The 16,966-nt window shown below is 47.5% G+C and carries 16 protein-coding genes; 3 read left to right on the top strand and 13 right to left on the bottom strand.

Translation table 11 applies throughout. The features are described from left to right. Positions 1-7: 7 nt before the first annotated feature. From CFK45_RS10455 to CFK45_RS10440, 5 genes are all read right to left on the bottom strand, one after another. Positions 8-1,024, bottom strand: a complete 1,017-nt coding sequence (locus tag CFK45_RS10455) for a YqaJ viral recombinase family nuclease (protein WP_096086398.1) — start codon at positions 1,022-1,024, stop codon at positions 8-10. A 60-nt stretch (positions 1,025-1,084) separates the two neighbouring features. Continuing rightward, positions 1,085-1,228 (bottom strand): hypothetical protein, encoded by a 144-nt coding sequence (locus tag CFK45_RS18575; protein ID WP_192870756.1) that lies wholly within the window; start codon positions 1,226-1,228, stop codon positions 1,085-1,087. Between the two features lie 83 nt (positions 1,229-1,311). Beyond that, entirely contained in the window at positions 1,312-2,130 is an 819-nt protein-coding gene (gene bet, locus CFK45_RS10450) for a phage recombination protein Bet (RefSeq protein WP_014703121.1), read from the bottom strand. 79 nt (positions 2,131-2,209) lie between these two features. Then, entirely contained in the window at positions 2,210-2,629 is a 420-nt protein-coding gene (locus CFK45_RS10445) for a single-stranded DNA-binding protein (RefSeq protein ID WP_012368368.1), read from the bottom strand. 15 nt (positions 2,630-2,644) lie between these two features. After that, positions 2,645-2,971, bottom strand: coding sequence for a hypothetical protein (locus tag CFK45_RS10440; RefSeq protein ID WP_023584057.1), 327 nt, complete (start codon positions 2,969-2,971; stop codon positions 2,645-2,647). A 367-nt stretch (positions 2,972-3,338) separates the two neighbouring features. Here CFK45_RS10440 and CFK45_RS10435 point away from each other — a divergent pair, with 367 nt between their 5' ends. From CFK45_RS10435 to CFK45_RS10425, 3 genes are all read left to right on the top strand, one after another. Beyond that, positions 3,339-3,941, top strand: a complete 603-nt coding sequence (locus CFK45_RS10435) for a hypothetical protein (protein WP_096086397.1) — start codon at positions 3,339-3,341, stop codon at positions 3,939-3,941. Positions 3,942-4,168: 227 nt separating this feature from the next. Continuing rightward, on the top strand, positions 4,169-4,492 hold the full coding sequence (locus CFK45_RS10430; RefSeq protein ID WP_096086396.1) for a helix-turn-helix transcriptional regulator: 324 nt from the start codon (positions 4,169-4,171) through the stop codon (positions 4,490-4,492). Continuing rightward, complete coding sequence (locus CFK45_RS10425; protein ID WP_096086395.1) at positions 4,486-5,802, top strand: type II toxin-antitoxin system HipA family toxin; 1,317 nt, start codon at positions 4,486-4,488, stop codon at positions 5,800-5,802. The genes CFK45_RS10430 and CFK45_RS10425 overlap by 7 nt, the downstream gene beginning before the upstream one ends. Positions 5,803-5,909: 107 nt before the next feature. On the opposite strand, the gene traN is transcribed toward CFK45_RS10425, so the two are convergent. The 8 genes from traN to CFK45_RS10385 form a co-directional block, all read right to left on the bottom strand. Beyond that, entirely contained in the window at positions 5,910-9,602 is a 3,693-nt protein-coding gene (gene traN, locus CFK45_RS10420; protein WP_096086394.1) for a conjugal transfer protein TraN, read from the bottom strand. Positions 9,603-9,604: 2 nt separating this feature from the next. Beyond that, the gene (locus CFK45_RS10415; RefSeq protein WP_096086393.1) at positions 9,605-10,633 is read right to left on the bottom strand and encodes a TraU family protein; all 1,029 of its coding nucleotides are present in this window, start codon (positions 10,631-10,633) and stop codon (positions 9,605-9,607) included. Beyond that, a complete protein-coding gene (locus CFK45_RS10410; protein ID WP_239923638.1) occupies positions 10,617-11,744 on the bottom strand; it encodes a TrbC family F-type conjugative pilus assembly protein in 1,128 nt (375 codons plus the stop codon). Before CFK45_RS10410 ends, CFK45_RS10415 begins: the two co-directional genes overlap by 17 nt. A 7-nt stretch (positions 11,745-11,751) precedes the next feature. Next, the gene (locus CFK45_RS10405; RefSeq protein WP_192870755.1) at positions 11,752-12,264 is read right to left on the bottom strand and encodes a S26 family signal peptidase; all 513 of its coding nucleotides are present in this window, start codon (positions 12,262-12,264) and stop codon (positions 11,752-11,754) included. Next, positions 12,248-12,595, bottom strand: coding sequence for a hypothetical protein (locus CFK45_RS10400; protein ID WP_001044650.1), 348 nt, complete (start codon positions 12,593-12,595; stop codon positions 12,248-12,250). Before CFK45_RS10400 ends, CFK45_RS10405 begins: the two co-directional genes overlap by 17 nt. Then, complete coding sequence (traC, locus tag CFK45_RS10395; RefSeq protein ID WP_096086392.1) at positions 12,588-14,987, bottom strand: type IV secretion system protein TraC; 2,400 nt, start codon at positions 14,985-14,987, stop codon at positions 12,588-12,590. Before traC ends, CFK45_RS10400 begins: the two co-directional genes overlap by 8 nt. Then, positions 14,987-15,679, bottom strand: a complete 693-nt coding sequence (locus CFK45_RS10390) for a DsbC family protein (protein ID WP_001228924.1) — start codon at positions 15,677-15,679, stop codon at positions 14,987-14,989. The genes traC and CFK45_RS10390 overlap by 1 nt, the downstream gene beginning before the upstream one ends. A gap of 562 nt (positions 15,680-16,241) precedes the next feature. Then, positions 16,242-16,898: a nitroreductase family protein gene (locus tag CFK45_RS10385; RefSeq protein ID WP_096086391.1), complete on the bottom strand. Its 657-nt coding sequence runs from the start codon at positions 16,896-16,898 to the stop codon at positions 16,242-16,244. Between the last annotated feature and the right edge of the window lie 68 nt (positions 16,899-16,966).

Below are 16,966 nucleotides of genomic sequence, written 5' to 3'. Positions count from 1 at the left end.
GTGAACGTTAAAAGTAAAATGAGCTCGGCGAGTCACCTGGCAGAACCAAGTTCTCTTGCTCAAGACTGATTTTGATTGGTGTTTCAACGGGCTGATCTGGCTTATTGGTGCTGATGCGCAACCGCTCTTGTGGCGATTTTCGGTAAGCGGCTAAAACCTGTTCATCCAGCTCGCCTAACTTATCGGTGGCCAATTGCTTATAGTCCACCGTGCCCGCCATCATGTAGCGACTGAGTTTGACCCCAGCATAGTCGGCATGAGCGTAGTTACCCATCATAGCGACCAATTTTGACTGAGCGTCTCGCATTTCCTCTTTCAAAGATTTAATGTGGTTTTCCAGTCGAACCACTTCGGCATGTGCTGAGCAATACTGGCGGGACAGCGATGTCCAGCGGTATTGGGCTTCACCCTTGGGAACAAAACAATCTTGTTCAGGGCATTTTGACGGTTCTTTTTTGGTCTGTACTAACTCCCAAAACTGAAGCGCTGTTTCTTGCAATTCAGTTAAGAACGCCGCGTCTCGTTGTATTTCAAACTCAATCAGTTGATCCTCAAAATAGAATACCAACCAACCACGCGTGCTATTGGCGACCAGTATTTGATGCTGTACTTGTACCCAATACAACTGGTACGCCTCGCTTTGTTCTCGGTGAGCTTGCACATCCTCAAAAACTGACTGGCAAGGACATTTCAGTTCAACGGGTTCGCCCGCATCGTTGATGCCATCAAAGCTGGCTCGAAAGATTGCGTTATGATCGGCTTCTGCACATAACGGCAGAAGAAAGTCATTATGCGCATTCTCAAATGCTCGCCTTGCTTGAGGCTCCAACCGAATACCGCGAAGCACATTAGGATTATTCGACAGGTCTTCCGGTAATACGAATCCGGTTTTTTCTGCCCATAATCGCCAAGGTGTTTTGTAGGGTGAACGCCCCATAATAATTGGGGCTTCAGATGCCGTAACCCCTGCAATGCGCCACTGGTGCCATGCAGGAGTACGCTGTGATAGGTCGATAACCTTCATATTGCCTCCTTTGAGGGGAGACTCCCCCGAAGGAGAGAACTCCCCTTCAGGGTTAAGTGGTTACTTTGCTGCTTTTGCTAAAGCTGTTTGGTGCTGAACAACACTTGCTTGAAGCGAATCAATTGCCGCTTTACCGGCTTGAATCGAACCTAAGACAAGGGCAACAACCAATACCAAGCGAAAAAGTGAGGCTGATTTAGTCATGGAAGATCTCCAAAAAAAAAGACGAGACCTTCCCCCTGACGGGAGAATAATCCCGCCAGGGTTAGTAAAATGAATGCGTGGCGCTAAGAAGCTAAAGGCTGTGTGAGCGCTTTGGCTGCTTGTTGCTGTGCATTAAAGATTTCTTGTTTCGCAAACGTCAGCTCAACACCTTGAAAATGTTCATTGGCATATTCCAATGCACTATTCCAAGCGTTTGAAGCTTCCGCCCGCTCGATAAGCTTGTAAACAAGCCCTCGGGTTCGATCATCAACTTGCTCGGGTGGAATCACCGATGGCTCAACAACGTGTGTTGCTTGGCCTTCGATAATTCGCTCTGCTTCGTCTTGATCGAAAATTCCCACAAAGCCAAACGCAATGCGGGAACACTGGATCATGGATTTATGTCTTAGCATTCGCTTAGTGTGCGTCTGCCATGGACCATCTACACGGTAAGGGCCATTTTTGCCGTTACCTTCAAAAGGCGGTCGATAGACTTCATCCAGGTACTCAGTGATTTTGACTGGGTGCGAACGGTCGCGCCGATAGATAATGCATTCCATCCATTCCGGGCATTCTTTCGCGCCATCCAGTGAGACTTTGGTTTCTGAAGTCTTGAACTCCATGCCATCAAACTGGTCGTGTTGATTGATGATGCGAGACCATCCATCGACACCTACCACTGGAATAATTCCAGCTTGTTTATCAGGGAACGCAAAAATCTCTTTGGTGAAAGGGTTCAAGCCGTACTGATCTGCAACCACCAAAAGCGCCATCATCTGCTCATTGGTCGGTGCACTACCGTCACGTTGCTTGAATGCTGTTGCTTTTAGGGTATCGAACAACTTGTTTGGATCGACACTAAAGCGCTCAGCAAAGCGTTGGATTAGCTTTGGTTTTTCCATTGTGGACTCCGACAATCAAAGTGGGAGTCTGACCCTGACGGGAAAGTACTCCCGGCTGGGTTAAAGCGTTTTTGCTCGGTTAAAAATCTGGTTCAGGATAAGTTTGTGCCCAATTAGCTTGGGAGCTCGCATCATCCGCCGGTGATGGCTCAGATGCTTTGTTCACACTATCAAGAAGCAGAAACTCGTCCGCGTCCACTTCGGTCAATCGATGCTTAATGCCATCTTTCTCCCATGATCGCGTGCGCTGAGGCCCTTGAACAAAAAGCTTCGCTCCTTTTTGGATCAAATCTTTTGCTCTTAGCCCTAACTTAAATCCACCACGATCTCGAAAAACGACCCGATGCCATTCCGTATGCTCTTTGAGCTCATTGGATTGACGGTCGCGCCATTTCTCAGAAGTGGCCAGTGAAATGCTGGTCACTAAATCACCTGATGGATAGGCTCGCGTCTCTGGCTCAGAGCCAACGTAGCCTATGAGTGTTACTTGGTTTTTCATGATGTTCTCCTCGTCTTAGTTGAACTCTGTGCACACAGTTGCTTCTACCCGACTGGGCAAAGAAGACTGACGACGCAGATAGGTTGGTATTTCGAGTAAAGCCATGTCGTACTGATGTGGCTCTTTGTAAAACGCAGATGTCAAACGGGGCATACCAGGAGCTTTAGGCACTGCCATTGGACGACGTTTTGATGTTGGTGTGAGCAATCGCTTGATTTGAGTAAGTACAAATCGAAACGGGCGCACGCTTTGACGAGCAAGCAATCGCAAAAGCGACCAGCTCAGTTTTGCAAGCAACATAATGCCTGCAATTTGGATAATAAATCCGAAGATATATTCCATTGGTGACTCCTTAATTTGGTTGTGAAGGAGTCACCCCCAACTGGGGAAAACTCCCCCAGTTGGGTGGTGAAAAGGCGAACCGTAAGGAACGCATGGTTGAGCATGTAAAAACATGCAGGCTATTTGTTTAAGGAGGCTAGCTACCTCTTAGTACCACTGATAATACTCAGCGGCGGGCTTCCTTTGAGCTAATGCTCTCAGGCGCAGATATCACTGAAACAGATCAGCAATATTTGATAGTCAGTGTAACCGTCTTATCCAGACAGGATAGTTAGAAAGATGCTCAATTCTTCCACCTAGCTGAAAGGCCATTACCTCACAGAGGATTAGGCTAGGGACTGATTATTGTCATATCAGGAGCAAACTTATGGCCCAAGCAAAACCCAATTACTCAAAACCCATCTTTGAACAATCATTCACAATTAATAGCTTACAGGCGCAACGTGTCGTTGACCGTGTTTTTAGACGGACGGTCAGTGCGCTTTACGGAATCGATGTCATCCTGCGCATCATTGGCGATGATAACGAAATTGATGAAGTGGAGCAGATCATTAGCCAGTTGATCGAGGATTGCGCTAAGGCGGTAGACAACGAACAAGCTCGTTTGGACAAACTGATGGAGTCCAACGGTATCGATGAAGTACCTGACTACACCGACCCGATTACCTTCAACGCCAAAATCAGCTCGCCTCAGGTTGGCCAGTTTGTTGGCTTAGTGCGCAAACTCGATGCGTTGATGATCTCAATGGACACACTCTGGTTGTCTAGCGTGCTTAGCAACAAGCAACGTGTTGATGGTAACTACGCATGGCAACAGCGCATCATCAAACTGGCGCGACGCATTATTGATATCGAAATTCGAGCACGAAAATCAGCCCAAGCTAAGGGAAAACAAGCTGAAGTTGAACAAGCGGTGCCTTCTACCGATGACGATATCACTGAAGAGGAAACAGATAACCCCGCCAGCTAGCCAACTTGCCAACTTGCCAACTAGGCTCCCATCACACAGCCCCTCTTGAAGGGGCTTCATATAAATCACATAAAGTCCACATATGGTTACTCTAACGAATGAAAACCCACTTAATGTAACCAATTAGGCGCACTAAAACCATCAGTTGACAATATCAAATTAAAGTCCTAAATTAAGAACATTAAGTGGGGGTATCCCACATAGTGTAACCAAAGTGGGACTTTATAGTGAAAGGCGTGACAGCTACAGCATTAGCAGAAGAGATCGGCGACAGATTGAAGCAAGCTCGACTAAATAGAGACCTAACACAATCTGAAGTTGCACAGCTTGCTGGCATTGCCCGCAAAACGGTTTTGAATGCAGAAAAGGGAAAAGTTCAGCTCGACATCATGATTGCTATATTAATGGCATTAGACCTCACACAGCAGATTGATCTTTTTCTCCCTAAACAAGAAATTTCTCCCTTACAGCTGGCCAAACTGCAAGGCAAGAAAAGGCAGAGAGCCTCTGGCCAGCGCAGTAACAAAGATGAGGAAGCACCAGAATGGTAATGGAAGTCATTACAATAACATACCAAGACGATGTTGTTGGAGCAGTGAGTTTTGACACTGAAAAGGGACTTGGATCATTTGAATATGATCCAGGATTCATAAAAAAAGGGGTCGAGCTGTCCCCAATCAAAATGCCATTATCGAATCGCATTTATAGCTTTCCCGAATTGGATTTCAATACCTTTAAAGGACTACCAGGTTTAATAGCTGACTCCTTACCTGATGATTTTGGTAACGCAGTTCTCAACGCATGGGTTGCAGGTCAAGGTCGTTCTCCGGGTGACATTACACCACTTCAACGCCTCCAATATACGGGAAAGCGAGGCATGGGAGCTCTTGAGTATACGCCAGCTACAAAGTTACGAAGTTTAAATGCTTCACAACAAGTAGAAATCCAATCGCTAGTTTCTATTGCACAAGAAATCTTAGATTCACGAGGTAATTTTGAAGTAGAACTCAAACAAAATGGCCAAGACGATAGAGAGGCAATGATGTCTTTATTATCAGTTGGCATGAGTGCAGGAGGAGCACGACCGAAAGCCGTATTAGCATTTAATGAAGATTTTACTCAAGTTCGCTCCGGCCAAGCCAAAGTGCCAAGTGGTTTTACTCATTATTTGATGAAATTTGACGGTGTTAGTGAGCATAACAAAAATCAAGAAACCTTCGGTGATCCATTAGGCTATGGAGCAATGGAGTTTGTTTATCATCTAATGGCAAACAAATGCGGTGTCGATATGATGCCATGCCGCTTACTTCAAGAAGGCAACCGACGCCACTTTATTACACAACGGTTTGATCGAATTAAAAACAACAAGGTACACGTACAAACGCTAAACGGGCTTGCCCACGTTGATTATAAAAAGCCGGGGACATTTTCTTACGCAGAGTTATTTGGCATTGCCAGACAGTTGAAGCTTTCTGCTGTTGAAGCTGAGCAGCTATTCAAGCGCATGACGTTCAATATCATTGCTCGAAATCATGACGACCACTCAAAGAACTTTGCCTTTATTCTGAAAAAAGACAAATGGTCTCTCGCACCAGCTTATGATTTAGCTTATAGCTATAAACCTGGCAGTAAATGGGTGAACAGCCATTGGATGAGCTTGAATGGTAAAAGAGATAACTTTACACGAAGTGATTTCTATAGTTTAGAGAAACTTAGCCCTGTTTTTAACAAGAAAAAGATCGACGATATTATTGATGCAACGATTGAGCACGTATCAACTTGGCGTCAGCTTGCTGAGGAATGGGATGTGCCAAAAACACTGATAGATGAAATACAAGAAAACTTGCGGCTCGATATTTAGCTAGTAGTAAAGTAACTATTCCTGTGAGCAAAAAGGATGGTCTCTTATTTCAGGCCATCCCGAACCAAACAACAATTTAGCACACACGGATATGGTGAATTATCGAATCATTCATTCCCCGAAATTTCTTCCGTCGCCTCCTGGCGTAATTTCTGAGCATCCATTCCGTTTAGCCTTTCAATAGCTCTGTCTGCGGCACTTTGACGGTTTCCATCAATGTTTAGCGTACTTCCTGAGCCTGTGAGTCGTTCCAGATCCAGTGACGGTACTTCGGGTAGGTTGCCCGTGATCGATAAGATACCTATCCATTCATCCAGATTGACTTGGCTCCAATCCACCTGGTTTAACTGACTAGCGGTCAATCCTTCACAGTTGGGAGATTTCGCACTGCCCCAGCCAAGGCCCAATTGCGGACGTACTTGCTCTTGAATGATCCGCGAAAGCGGCGAAGTAAAGCAGCAATATGATTGCCGTTTCTCAACACAGGCACCTAAGAACTTAGACTTGCAGTAAGAACCTACATAGTGGCAACTCTTCAATACCCGCTTGGCGTTCATTTCAAACTCACTCTGCTCACATTTCCAGATAAGCTGAATGAGGATCATAGTGACTGAATAAATCATGTAGGCCGTCATAACCGTACTCAGAACCGCGCCCGCAGCGCCCCCCAGCGCAAAGTTACCACCCGATACGACACCATCAGCTCCAACTGCGCCACCAACGTTACTAAACAGTGCCGATTGCGCCCCCGAACCAAAGGTCGTACCTACCCATTCAGCCGTTTTGTTGGTCAACACCTGCATGAAGCCAGTCGCAGCTTGCTCCGCTCCCGCGCCAGCAGCCGTTGATGGCCCAGCCCCCATGAGAGAGTCCCATGCAGACACAAAAGGCTCTTTGACCGCACTCCAAGTACTGGTGATTGGTTCCCTGAGCGTATTCCACGAACCATAGATTGCCGAAGACGGATTCATGGCCATGACTGCCGTATCAAGCTTGTTGACCGCCACTATCATCGTGATGTAGTCCGATAACGACACGCCACTTGGCTTTTCACAGCAATCCACTATACCTCCGACGGCTTTTTTGCACTGGCCAGCATTACCTTTAAAGACCGTACACTCGACGTTGTCTTGGCCATCAGCTCCCGTGCATGACATATCATTGGTCATAAACTGCGCCGCATTAAGCATCGCAGCGGCCTCTGCAAAGTTAGCCTGCTTGATTGACTCTGGCTCTAAACAATCTGTGCCCATGCAGCGAACTGGCCCCTCACAGTTGAATTGAGTTTCCATTCGTGCATTTTGCACTTCGACGCTTTGTCCGCAGTCATACACCAAACTTTGGATATAGCAGAAGCCTTCATGACCAGCCCCGCCTTCAGTGCATTCGGTTCTGACGTACTGGCAGGCCGGGTTTTGCTCTAGCGCGGCACACGTATTGGTGGTCGTGTTTTGTCCGTTATTGACGATGGTTTGTGTATTACCATTGGCATCTACCCAGCTATCTGAGCTGCCCATGTTGAACTCTGGGTGAGCAGTCGAAGCATTGTAGGTCGCTCTTGCCCTCCAGCATGAGAGCCCCAGTCCATCAGAGCTGCCACGACTGGTTAAATGAGCAGGAGAAGAAACAACCGCCGGATAAAGGCTTCCCAGATTGGCCAACTCGCCACTACCAACTGTTAACCCGTCGATTCGTTTTGTGCCCGTATCCAAACACTGCCACTGCACCGCAGTGAACTGATCCGTTTGCATCAAGCATTGGTCTATGCCCGGATCACTTGATTGATGAACAACGTCTTGCTCTAAGTACTTGCCAGAGAAGGTCAATGAAGCGCTCAGTTTCGCAGGAGCCAAACACTTCTGAACTTCTCGGCTGCAAGTATCGAAATCGACTTTGTTCCAGCCAGACTCACATCTGGAACGAGTGACTTCCTTGGGTTCATGCCACGAAATAATCGACCCATTAACGACCTTGCACAATGAGCCAACCAAGGTTCCTTTTGGACAGGTCATTTCAGGGTATTTAATGGACGGTTTCGTCTCAGTCACCGTTTCCTTATTGCCCGTCAGTGAGAGTGTCGTTTTCCAACCATTTGCCTTGGATGGCGACTCGGTGATTTTTATCTCAGTATTTTGATTATCAAAAATCCTCAGCGTCGCGTTTCCAGTTTGCATAGTACTGCTGTGCTGTGAAACAAAACTGAGCGTTTCGGAGCTAAAGCAACCACGCTCAATGGACCAGCTTTGTTGATGGGTTTCAGCGGATACACGTCGCTCTAACTGACACTGAGTAAGCGTGCTGATCTTCTCGCACACCTGGTAATCCGGTACATGCTTGGTTTCAGTAAATGGCGTGATCGTCTGAGTAGGCTCACAGGCCTCAAAACTACTCGGCATAAGGTTGGATACCACACACTTTGGATCGCTGGTTTGCAATCCACAGTCATAGGTATCGGTAAAACGAATGCATTCACCTTTATCATTGGTTTCGGCACATTCTGACGACATGAAGCCACAGGAAGGGTTCGCTTCAAGCACTTGGCAGGCCTGATTTTCAATCCCCTTATAGCTTTCATCATCCACACTGACTTGTACACGCCGACACAAAGGCGATATGCCAGCGACAGGGCTTGGGGCAAAGTAGGATTCACAAACTGAAACACCATTGACCACCGTACATCCGTTGGTTGAAGACGGCTGATCCGTGCATTGAATACTGTAGTCTGAAAACTTCGCCGGGATATCCGCGGCTTGTTCGATACAGGACTGTGGCGACCAACTATCATTCATCACTGCCTTGGTTGGATCAAAACGCACCTTGATGCGTGCATACCCCTCACCACTACCCGTTACCGATACGCGAATTTTTACCGGCACTTCTAAACCGGGCTCTACCGCTTTTAGCTTGGCGGTGAGGTCAGTATTAGGATTGCGTTCCCAACTGGTACTAAGCTCGCAGCGACCTGCCGTTTCTGGTGGAAAGTTATTGTTCGGCCCAGACCAGACTTTCTGATCACCAAGCCACACTTGCATGTAGTCATCCCATTTTGCGTACTCAAGAACGGCTGAGGTAATCGCATCGGGGTTCACGACTTTGAGTGTGATGGCCTGTTCAAATACTTTACAACTGCCACTCCAGTAGTTGTCACCAATTCGTCCAATCCAAACTTCAAGGCACCCCTCACCACAAGAGCGAAGGTTCATCGGCCCTGAAACATGCTCAATGATGCCTGCCGTGTAATCGTGAGTAATAGTGCAGCTGTTAACCGCTGTATTGAGCCTGTCACATTGCTGGTAATTTGGGCTGCCTTCACCTTGAGACTCACAGCCGGGGAAGCTTTGGGTTAATAGGTTGGGGTCAGTTTGAACCGCATCAGTTAATGCCCAAAGCGGATCATTGACCATATCTGGCCGAGACCTGTCTTTGATTTGCTGGAGCGAGCGAAACGCCTCACCCGTAGCGCCACTTTCGGATGCCATGCTCTCTTGGCGCTGCGTCCCCAATTGATTCATGCTGGCATCAGAACCATAAACGCCCGTTAAGACATCCAATGAACACTGATCCATACTAGGGAAAAGCTCTTGCAAGTTAATCGTCTCATTTCCACTGCCATTCGGTACCGACAATGTATTGCCATTGAGTGCGGGCATCGTCCAGTTTTGCAGCAATTGCTTACCTTCTTGTTGTCCGCTTAAGCCGGATTGGCGCTGCACATCAGCGGCCACACCATGTAAGGGCAAGCACGCCATAGTGATAGATAAAATACCCGCTAACACTCGGGTAAAAAGTGTTGGTTTCATAGTTAACCTCCCGAGTTACAGCAGTCTTGCCAGCGCCACAAAATGTAGAGCGCATCTTCACCGGCACCGGGGATCGTTCGCCACTCTCCCCATTTCATGGTGCTTTCACCGATGACATGCGCACTTTCAGTTTCCGGTACAGGGAAGAACATACTCATCTTGTATTGGGATTTCGGCAGCATGGGTTCGATAACAGGTCGGCATAGCGCACTGTTCCCCATTGTTCGCCTTGCAAGACCACGCCTGTGTTGAGCCGCGATTGCTCGCGCTGCTAAATGGCTGGTGTTTTCTGCTAATGAGCCAAAGGCTAAGGTATGGCCAGATAAGGGATAGAGATGGCCCCAACTGCCAGCACACCAAAACAACTGGTCGATGGGTTTACCAAACGTTGATGAAGCAGCGTCAGCGGTACAAGCCGAAATAGCCAATGGATTGGCAACGGCAGCCGCTTCAGGCTGAGTAAAAAAGGCCAGTTCATCGTTCAGCCATGTTGGGTCCAATTCCGACAAATACATCAAGTCAAAGTCCATGTAACCATCGGCATTGCAATTGCCATCCATGAACAAATCGAGCATGACCAAAAGCGGAAAGGCGTAATAATGGTAATGGTAGAAAGCAAGATCACCGGTATCGTATTCACCCTCGCCATGACCACCTTGCAATCGCCTATCACCTAAAGGTAAGCGAATCCCTCCCAGTGAAGGCGAACAACCTGGCGTTCTGATCAGTTCAATCAAACGCGCTGGCTCCCACATGCTGGTAACAATACCTGGCCTTGGCACACCTAAGTTGTCTTCACATAAGCAAAATGACTTGTTTGATGCGCCGCTTGGGACACTGCCAGAGCCAAGAGGAAGACCGGCAACCCGGATAGGAAAAATGCATGACCAGCAAACATCCGTCAGCAACTTGCCGGACAATAACCCCGCGTCTGGGCAAGTCAATTCGGCTTTTGCAGGAATAGATGCGCCCAGGACAAGCATGACAACGAGAGTCCGCATCAGACGATACGTATTATTGAGCTTTTTCATGAACAAGCTCCTTTGCTGGAATTTCTTCTATTTCAAACGCGAGCCCCTTTGCTTGAACAAACGATGGGGTGACTTGCAAATCAAAGCGCTGCTTTAGCGAGGCATTGAGAAGGTAAACCGGACTATCCAATGTCTTTTCGAGCGCATTGAGGCGATTCCAGCCTTGAGTACGGTCGAGCTGCGTGGTGATAAGCGTAATGCGGCGCAGTGTCCTATCTTGCGTCTCAAGCCAATGCGCAACTGCGTCCACTTCTTCAGCGTTCGACGCATTAAACACCACAAGCTGCTGAGTAAACGGCAAGGCTTTTAGCGGGTTAATACGCGTTCCTGCTGGGATCAATGTTCGGCCATTGGCATCCAATAGTGGCCGCTGCATGACGATGGTTGGATCAACCGTTCTTATCCGATACTGCGTGGCTTTGGGTAAGTCAGTGAAAGTTTGGCGAGACCAGAAACGCTCAATGGCTTTTTTCTTTAACGCGCCCAGGTCAAGCGACTGTAAACGCTGCATCGCCACTTGCATCAAATCCGGTTCTAAAATGGAATGAATAGGACCGCGTTGACCCAATGAACCGGTATTGCCTGTTTCAATTTGGCGCTGCAACCAGTCCTTGCTGTAAACCCCTAGTGCACTTGCAGTCACCTTGTCATCTTCTATGCGGAAAATGGCAGGCACGCTAGTCACCCGCCAGTGCACAAAGGCTTTCGGATCGATTCGAACCTGAGGAACAGGATCAAGTCCCACCATCAGCGTATGCCAATCACGGATAGCCGCCCCCAAGGTCTTTCCTTCAGGAATTCCCCGAAACAACACAATAGCGCCGGTTGCACTGGCCTCTTTAAATAGCTGCTTCAGTGAGGAATCCCCCAGTGAAGACGACGCAAAAATCAACCATTCATCGTTGTGTTTGAGCGACGCAGGTTGTTCAATCGGTGAAAAAGGCTCGATAAATTCAGATGAACCATCCACAACACTTTGTAAAATGCTGCGGCTCATTTCGACGATCTTTTTGTCCTCGTCAGACAATGGATAAGGCTCTTGTGCCCAGGACACTTGCACCCAAGCCAATGGAGCAACCAACAAAAATAAGAGGCATAGTCTTCTCATCATCCACCTCCTACCAAATCGGCCAAGCGCGACCGACAATCTGCTCGCGCTTGACGACATTCCAATAGCGGGAGTCAAAACTCGTTGCAGCCTCACCGGAAAACCAATATTCGTTTTCTTGCAGCGTCAATGAGCGGCTAAATTGTGATTCCGCCACACCAAGACGCTGGGCTAGTGCCATGCCGGTAGAGACTTCAGCACCGTTCACCAGCACATGCTCAGGCGTCACATTGACTTCATCCCCAGGCATCCCTGTTAGGCGTTTCAGCATCCGAGTACCGTCGTTATATAACGGAGCGAGTCCTTTTGAGTGGAAGGCATACAAACCATCCTTAACGGGCTCTTTATTCCATAGGTCAATCAGATACACCGTGGTATCAGGCAGGCAGCGCTCTTGCTGGGTATCAATACCTATTCGGTAGCGCATCATGGCGTAGGTGCCTACCACGGCCATGATTAACGCAAGAATGGTCAACCGGATGAGATATGGCCGCCAAGGCATTCTTTTACGGAGTATCTGCATGAGACACCTCCTTTGAGCCTACTGGCACGAATACAGAATCATCTGCACCCACCACCGCTTGGGCATCCAGCACGATAAAACCGGCTGCTTTTAACTTTTCAATTTGCTGATTGGTCTGAAGCAACCTGGATTCGATGTCTTGTTCGCTGGCATTAGGACCCAGTGACAACACCGCTTCTCCAAAATCCACGACTGCAATGGGCGTACTTAACGCCAACTGGCTGTGGATGGGTTCGAGTGTTTTCATTAAGAGCCAGCTGGTCATTAAACCGCTACCAGCAATAGACAAAGTAATAGAGGCCATAAATGGCCAAAGCGTGGTCTTATTCATAGCCTCGCTCCTTCAACAACTGAGAGATGGCATCAGCAACAGAAAGGCCTTTGCGCGTTAACTGTTTAATCGCGTTTACATCTTCTGCACGGGACGAGTACAACAGCTTGTGAAACGGATCGACAATGAGGCGGCCAATCCCGGTGCCCATTTCGGTAATAAAGAAAATTTCGGAATAGACACCCGTGACGGTATGAACCGTTTTTAGGTACTCATAACCGCCTTCACCTAGTGGCAAGCGGCCTTCTTTTTTGAGCGCGTTGATGGTTTCAGCTTTTTGACCAAGCAGGTACATATTGGCCGAGTTTTCAGCGATGGCTTTACCTGTAGGGCTGTCATACAAATCGTTGACCGACTGCGTTACCGTTACAGCACTGCCGCCATATTTTCGAAATCGACGGTAACCCGTCTCGATGAACTTACCGACATCACCTTGAGTCAGCAGATCCCAGGCTTCGTCAATGAACACAATCTTGCGACGATCACGCTCACCTAAGTACATCTCTTGTTGGATTTGGTAGATAAGCTGCAGCAACACCACTTGTTGCAGGTGCTTGCGTCCCTTGAGCTCTTCTAACTCCAGAACGGTGAAACGGTTTTTGAAGCGAATATTGTTGTGGCCATTAAAGAAACGGCCATATTCGCCCTGTGTCGTAAACGGATAGAGCTGCTCACCCACGTCCTGCACACGTCGATCTTCATGATTTTTTAAAGCCTCTGCCACATCATCAACCAACATGGCACGACCATTTTTCTCCCACAGTTCACGGGTCTGACGCTTTAGGTTGGCCATCTGAAAATCGGTTAATGACTGCGTAGGTGCGGCCATTGCGGCCAATAACCCAACCAGTACATCCGCTTCTTCGTCATAGTCCTCAACGATTTCAAACGGATTCAAGCAAATGCCACTGTCCCGGCCGAACTGTAAGAACTCACCATCATAGACTTCACTCAGCTTTTCATAAGAGCGGCCAACATCAATTACCCAGCATTGCCCGCCTTCTGATAGGTAGGAGGAGATGATTTCGTTCACCAGGAATGACTTGCCCGATCCCGATTGCGCCGCGATGCAACAGTTGTAATTACTGCCCGAGTCATAAAGGGACACACTCATGATCTGGCCATTGCGGGAAACAAAGTTAATCACTGGCGTGCCAGTGCCTTTCCAATCCGCAAACAAAGGCAACAGAGGGATCACATGCCGTGTCGCCATGGTCTTGAATCGAAACAAGTCGTTCATTGCCTGGCGATCAGCACCAAATGGCAAGGCATTCAGGAAAATGGGCAAACAGAAGTACTTGTCTTCCATCAGCTCAAATCCGAGTTCTTTGAAGTAAGTTCGAGCATTTGAAACAGAACTGATGGACGCCTCTTCCGTTGGTGAAAACAGCGTCAAAGTCATATTTGCCCGAATAGGACGATCACCTTCTTGCAAAGCTTCAAAAAGAACATCAAATCCCTTTTTCTTGGCTGCAAGCACCGGCACAAACTTGAGCATCGGGCCATAGGCCTGATTGACCGCCCATTGACGCTTCGTCTCTAAACGAGATCGCATCGCCTCAGCTGAGGGAAAGTGAATGGTGACATTTAGCAAAAAGCTGCCGCGTAAACCGCGACTGCCCGTCATCATATCGCCCGCAAAACTTGCGGCATGACCAAACCAGATCCGCTCAGGCAAGCGCTTAAACGATAAGGTTTTAACTCGGTAATCACCCAGCATCAGACCTTGGCTATCCACCTTGATAGCTCGGTCATAATCCAACACTTGCTCTCGAAGTGGTTTATCAACCTCACTGCGGATTGGTGATGGATTGCGCCAGGAAGCATCTTTTCCCCAGTTAAGTTGTGCACTTAATGCCGCGAGCCAATTTCGGTCAGTCATCTCAGTGACGCGAAAACCAACCGTTGCCAGCGCCTGCGAGAAAGAAGCCCGAAGCGCGGATGCTCGACTCAACTCACGCTCCGTCGGTATAGGACTTTCCAAAGGCAATTTGCAGGTGACGATCAGTTGAAAGTTGCGTACCTGAGTCTGGGTCGATTCTTCTATCGGTTGAACCGTGCCCCCATCGAGGAAATCCGCACGTTTGCGTATCGACGCCCTGAGCAATGGATCGGATTGACGATGCCGTAAGCCCATCATGCGTTGAAGGTCGGTTTGAATATCAGGCGAGGCGTACAGGCCAAATTGCAGCAAAGTGTCTTTTGGCCAGTCGTTGTTGAGTAGAACATTAACCCTGTCTGCAACAGACTCATCACCACCCGGCAATGGGTCACATAGAAAACCAAAGCCAACACTTTGGTCTTCCATGAAAAACAGTTGCTCATCGTCTGAATAGGCCAATACTGGCAAGAGCTCAGAAGCGCGTTGCCCTGAATACAGAGAGGCTTTCATTAACGCCCCTCCAACCAAGCAGAAAGATCATAAGGACGGCCTCGACTGATGCGACCATCATTGGCGACGATGAAAGGCACACCTTGAATGCCCAGTATTTGAGCCGTCACCAAGGTACGCTGCATTGGCTCTAAGTTGCAGGCATCATCCTGTTCTAGGTTACCAATCCGGCCATTGAGCAATGCATCGGTGGCCGCTTTCTTGTCACGCGCACAGCCAAGCTGGCGAACCTGACGCTCTGAATCAGGACCAAGCACTGGCACAGGGAGAATTTGGAAGGTGTATTCTTTGGTTAACGGTAAGGCTTGCTTCAAAAGCTCATGGCAGTGCGGGCATCGTGGGTCAACAAAGACCACCACTTTCTTTTTGCCTTCGCCCAGCGTCAGTGGGTTCAAATCATCCATTTTTAAGCCAAGACGACTTAAGTCCAGCGTGTTACCCGCTTCACGAATCTCTTCAAGGCTAGTAAGCGGCTTTTTCGACCAAGCGTCATAGAGCGTGCCATCAATGACGAACCGGCCACTGTCTGACATGAAAACAATACGGCCATTGCTTTCGACCGCTTTCATACCCGTGACAGGTAAAGAAACCATGCCGTCAATTTTGCCAACGGGCGACACTTCAGACACAGGTTCAGCTTGAACCAAAGGAGACAGCGCAAGCGCCAGAATGATTGGAGATAGTTTTCGCATGAGGAGTCCTCGTTAATGTAAATCGAGGCTCCAGTCTATGCAGTTGTCCTATGTGGACTCAGTTAGATAGATTGAAGAATTGAATGCCTTGCTAGGGTGCTTAGTGTCAATTACAACTGAAAACTGATCATTCATCGATACACAATTATGTCAATAACAAGTTTCAGTTGGGCAATGTTATCGTGTACTGGAAGAACTGTGACGTGGTTTAATTGAATTGACCAAATCAGTAAAGGATACTGAAGTAATCACTTCCTTTTCAATTATCCAGTTTAAGTGAACTTCACCAAAATCTTCAATCCCCACAGCCACAGCTCCGCAAATGCTTGTGCATATTGCAAGGAAGAGCACATCGAACAACGAATAGCTTACTCTAGCGGTTTAACGATAATCTTTAATTGAGTGTAGCAGTTTCTCAAACTGTTCAGTGCTTCGTGATTGCTTTAGTAAGCTTCTCTGAGGTTAAATTATTAGCGCTAATGTAACCTGAGTTCTTAAGCAGATCTCAGGTTGTTTAGTTGTGTTTAGATTGTAAATTCAATTTTTTAGGCTGTCTCAATTTTTACAAAACTGTTAAAACAGAATCGAGTTCAAGTCTCGATTTGGGTAAATTCACGTTATAATCTTCCTCTTGATGGTGATAGCCCATTGCCAGTGCGACATCACATTGATACCCATCAAGCTCACGGGAAAACTCTTCGCTGATTAATTCAGAATCTACGCCTTCCATTGTTGTTGAATCTATACCTAGTCGAGCCAGCACATGCAATGTATTTCCTAGAGCTAAATAGGTTTGTGCTTTAGTCCACGAAGAGGTATCCCCAAGCTCGTTTGTATTTAACTCGGCAAATGCAAAGCTACCAAACGCTTGCTCTCGATTCTCTGGCGAGACTCGCCCATCTGCAATCCCTTTATCAACAACCTTCGCGTAATCTTCACGGGTATAGTTAGGGTTGTATGCAAACAGAATAATATGAGAGGCTGCCTTAATATGGGGCTGATTGAACTGATGTTTGTTTCTAAAAGTGCGGTGCATACGCTCTTTGGCTTCATCACTTTCAATAACAATAAATTTCCAAGGTTGTGAATTTATCGATGATGCAGATAAACGAATGGCTTCATAAATAACATTCAGTTGTTCTTGAGGAACACGCTTATTTGAGTCGTAGCGTTTTGCTGTGTAGCGTTGCTCTAAATCAGCGATAATTTGATGCTTCATGATGATATTTCCCTTTTAATTAGTCGTACCGTAAAGTGATGACTAACCTCCAACTTTCACAGGAATTG

The sequence above is a fragment of the Agaribacterium haliotis genome (assembly GCF_002312815.1).
Taxonomy (GTDB): domain Bacteria; phylum Pseudomonadota; class Gammaproteobacteria; order Pseudomonadales; family Cellvibrionaceae; genus Agaribacterium; species Agaribacterium haliotis.
Note: the sequence above shows the minus strand (reverse complement) of the source record. Positions and strands in the feature narration are given on the sequence as shown.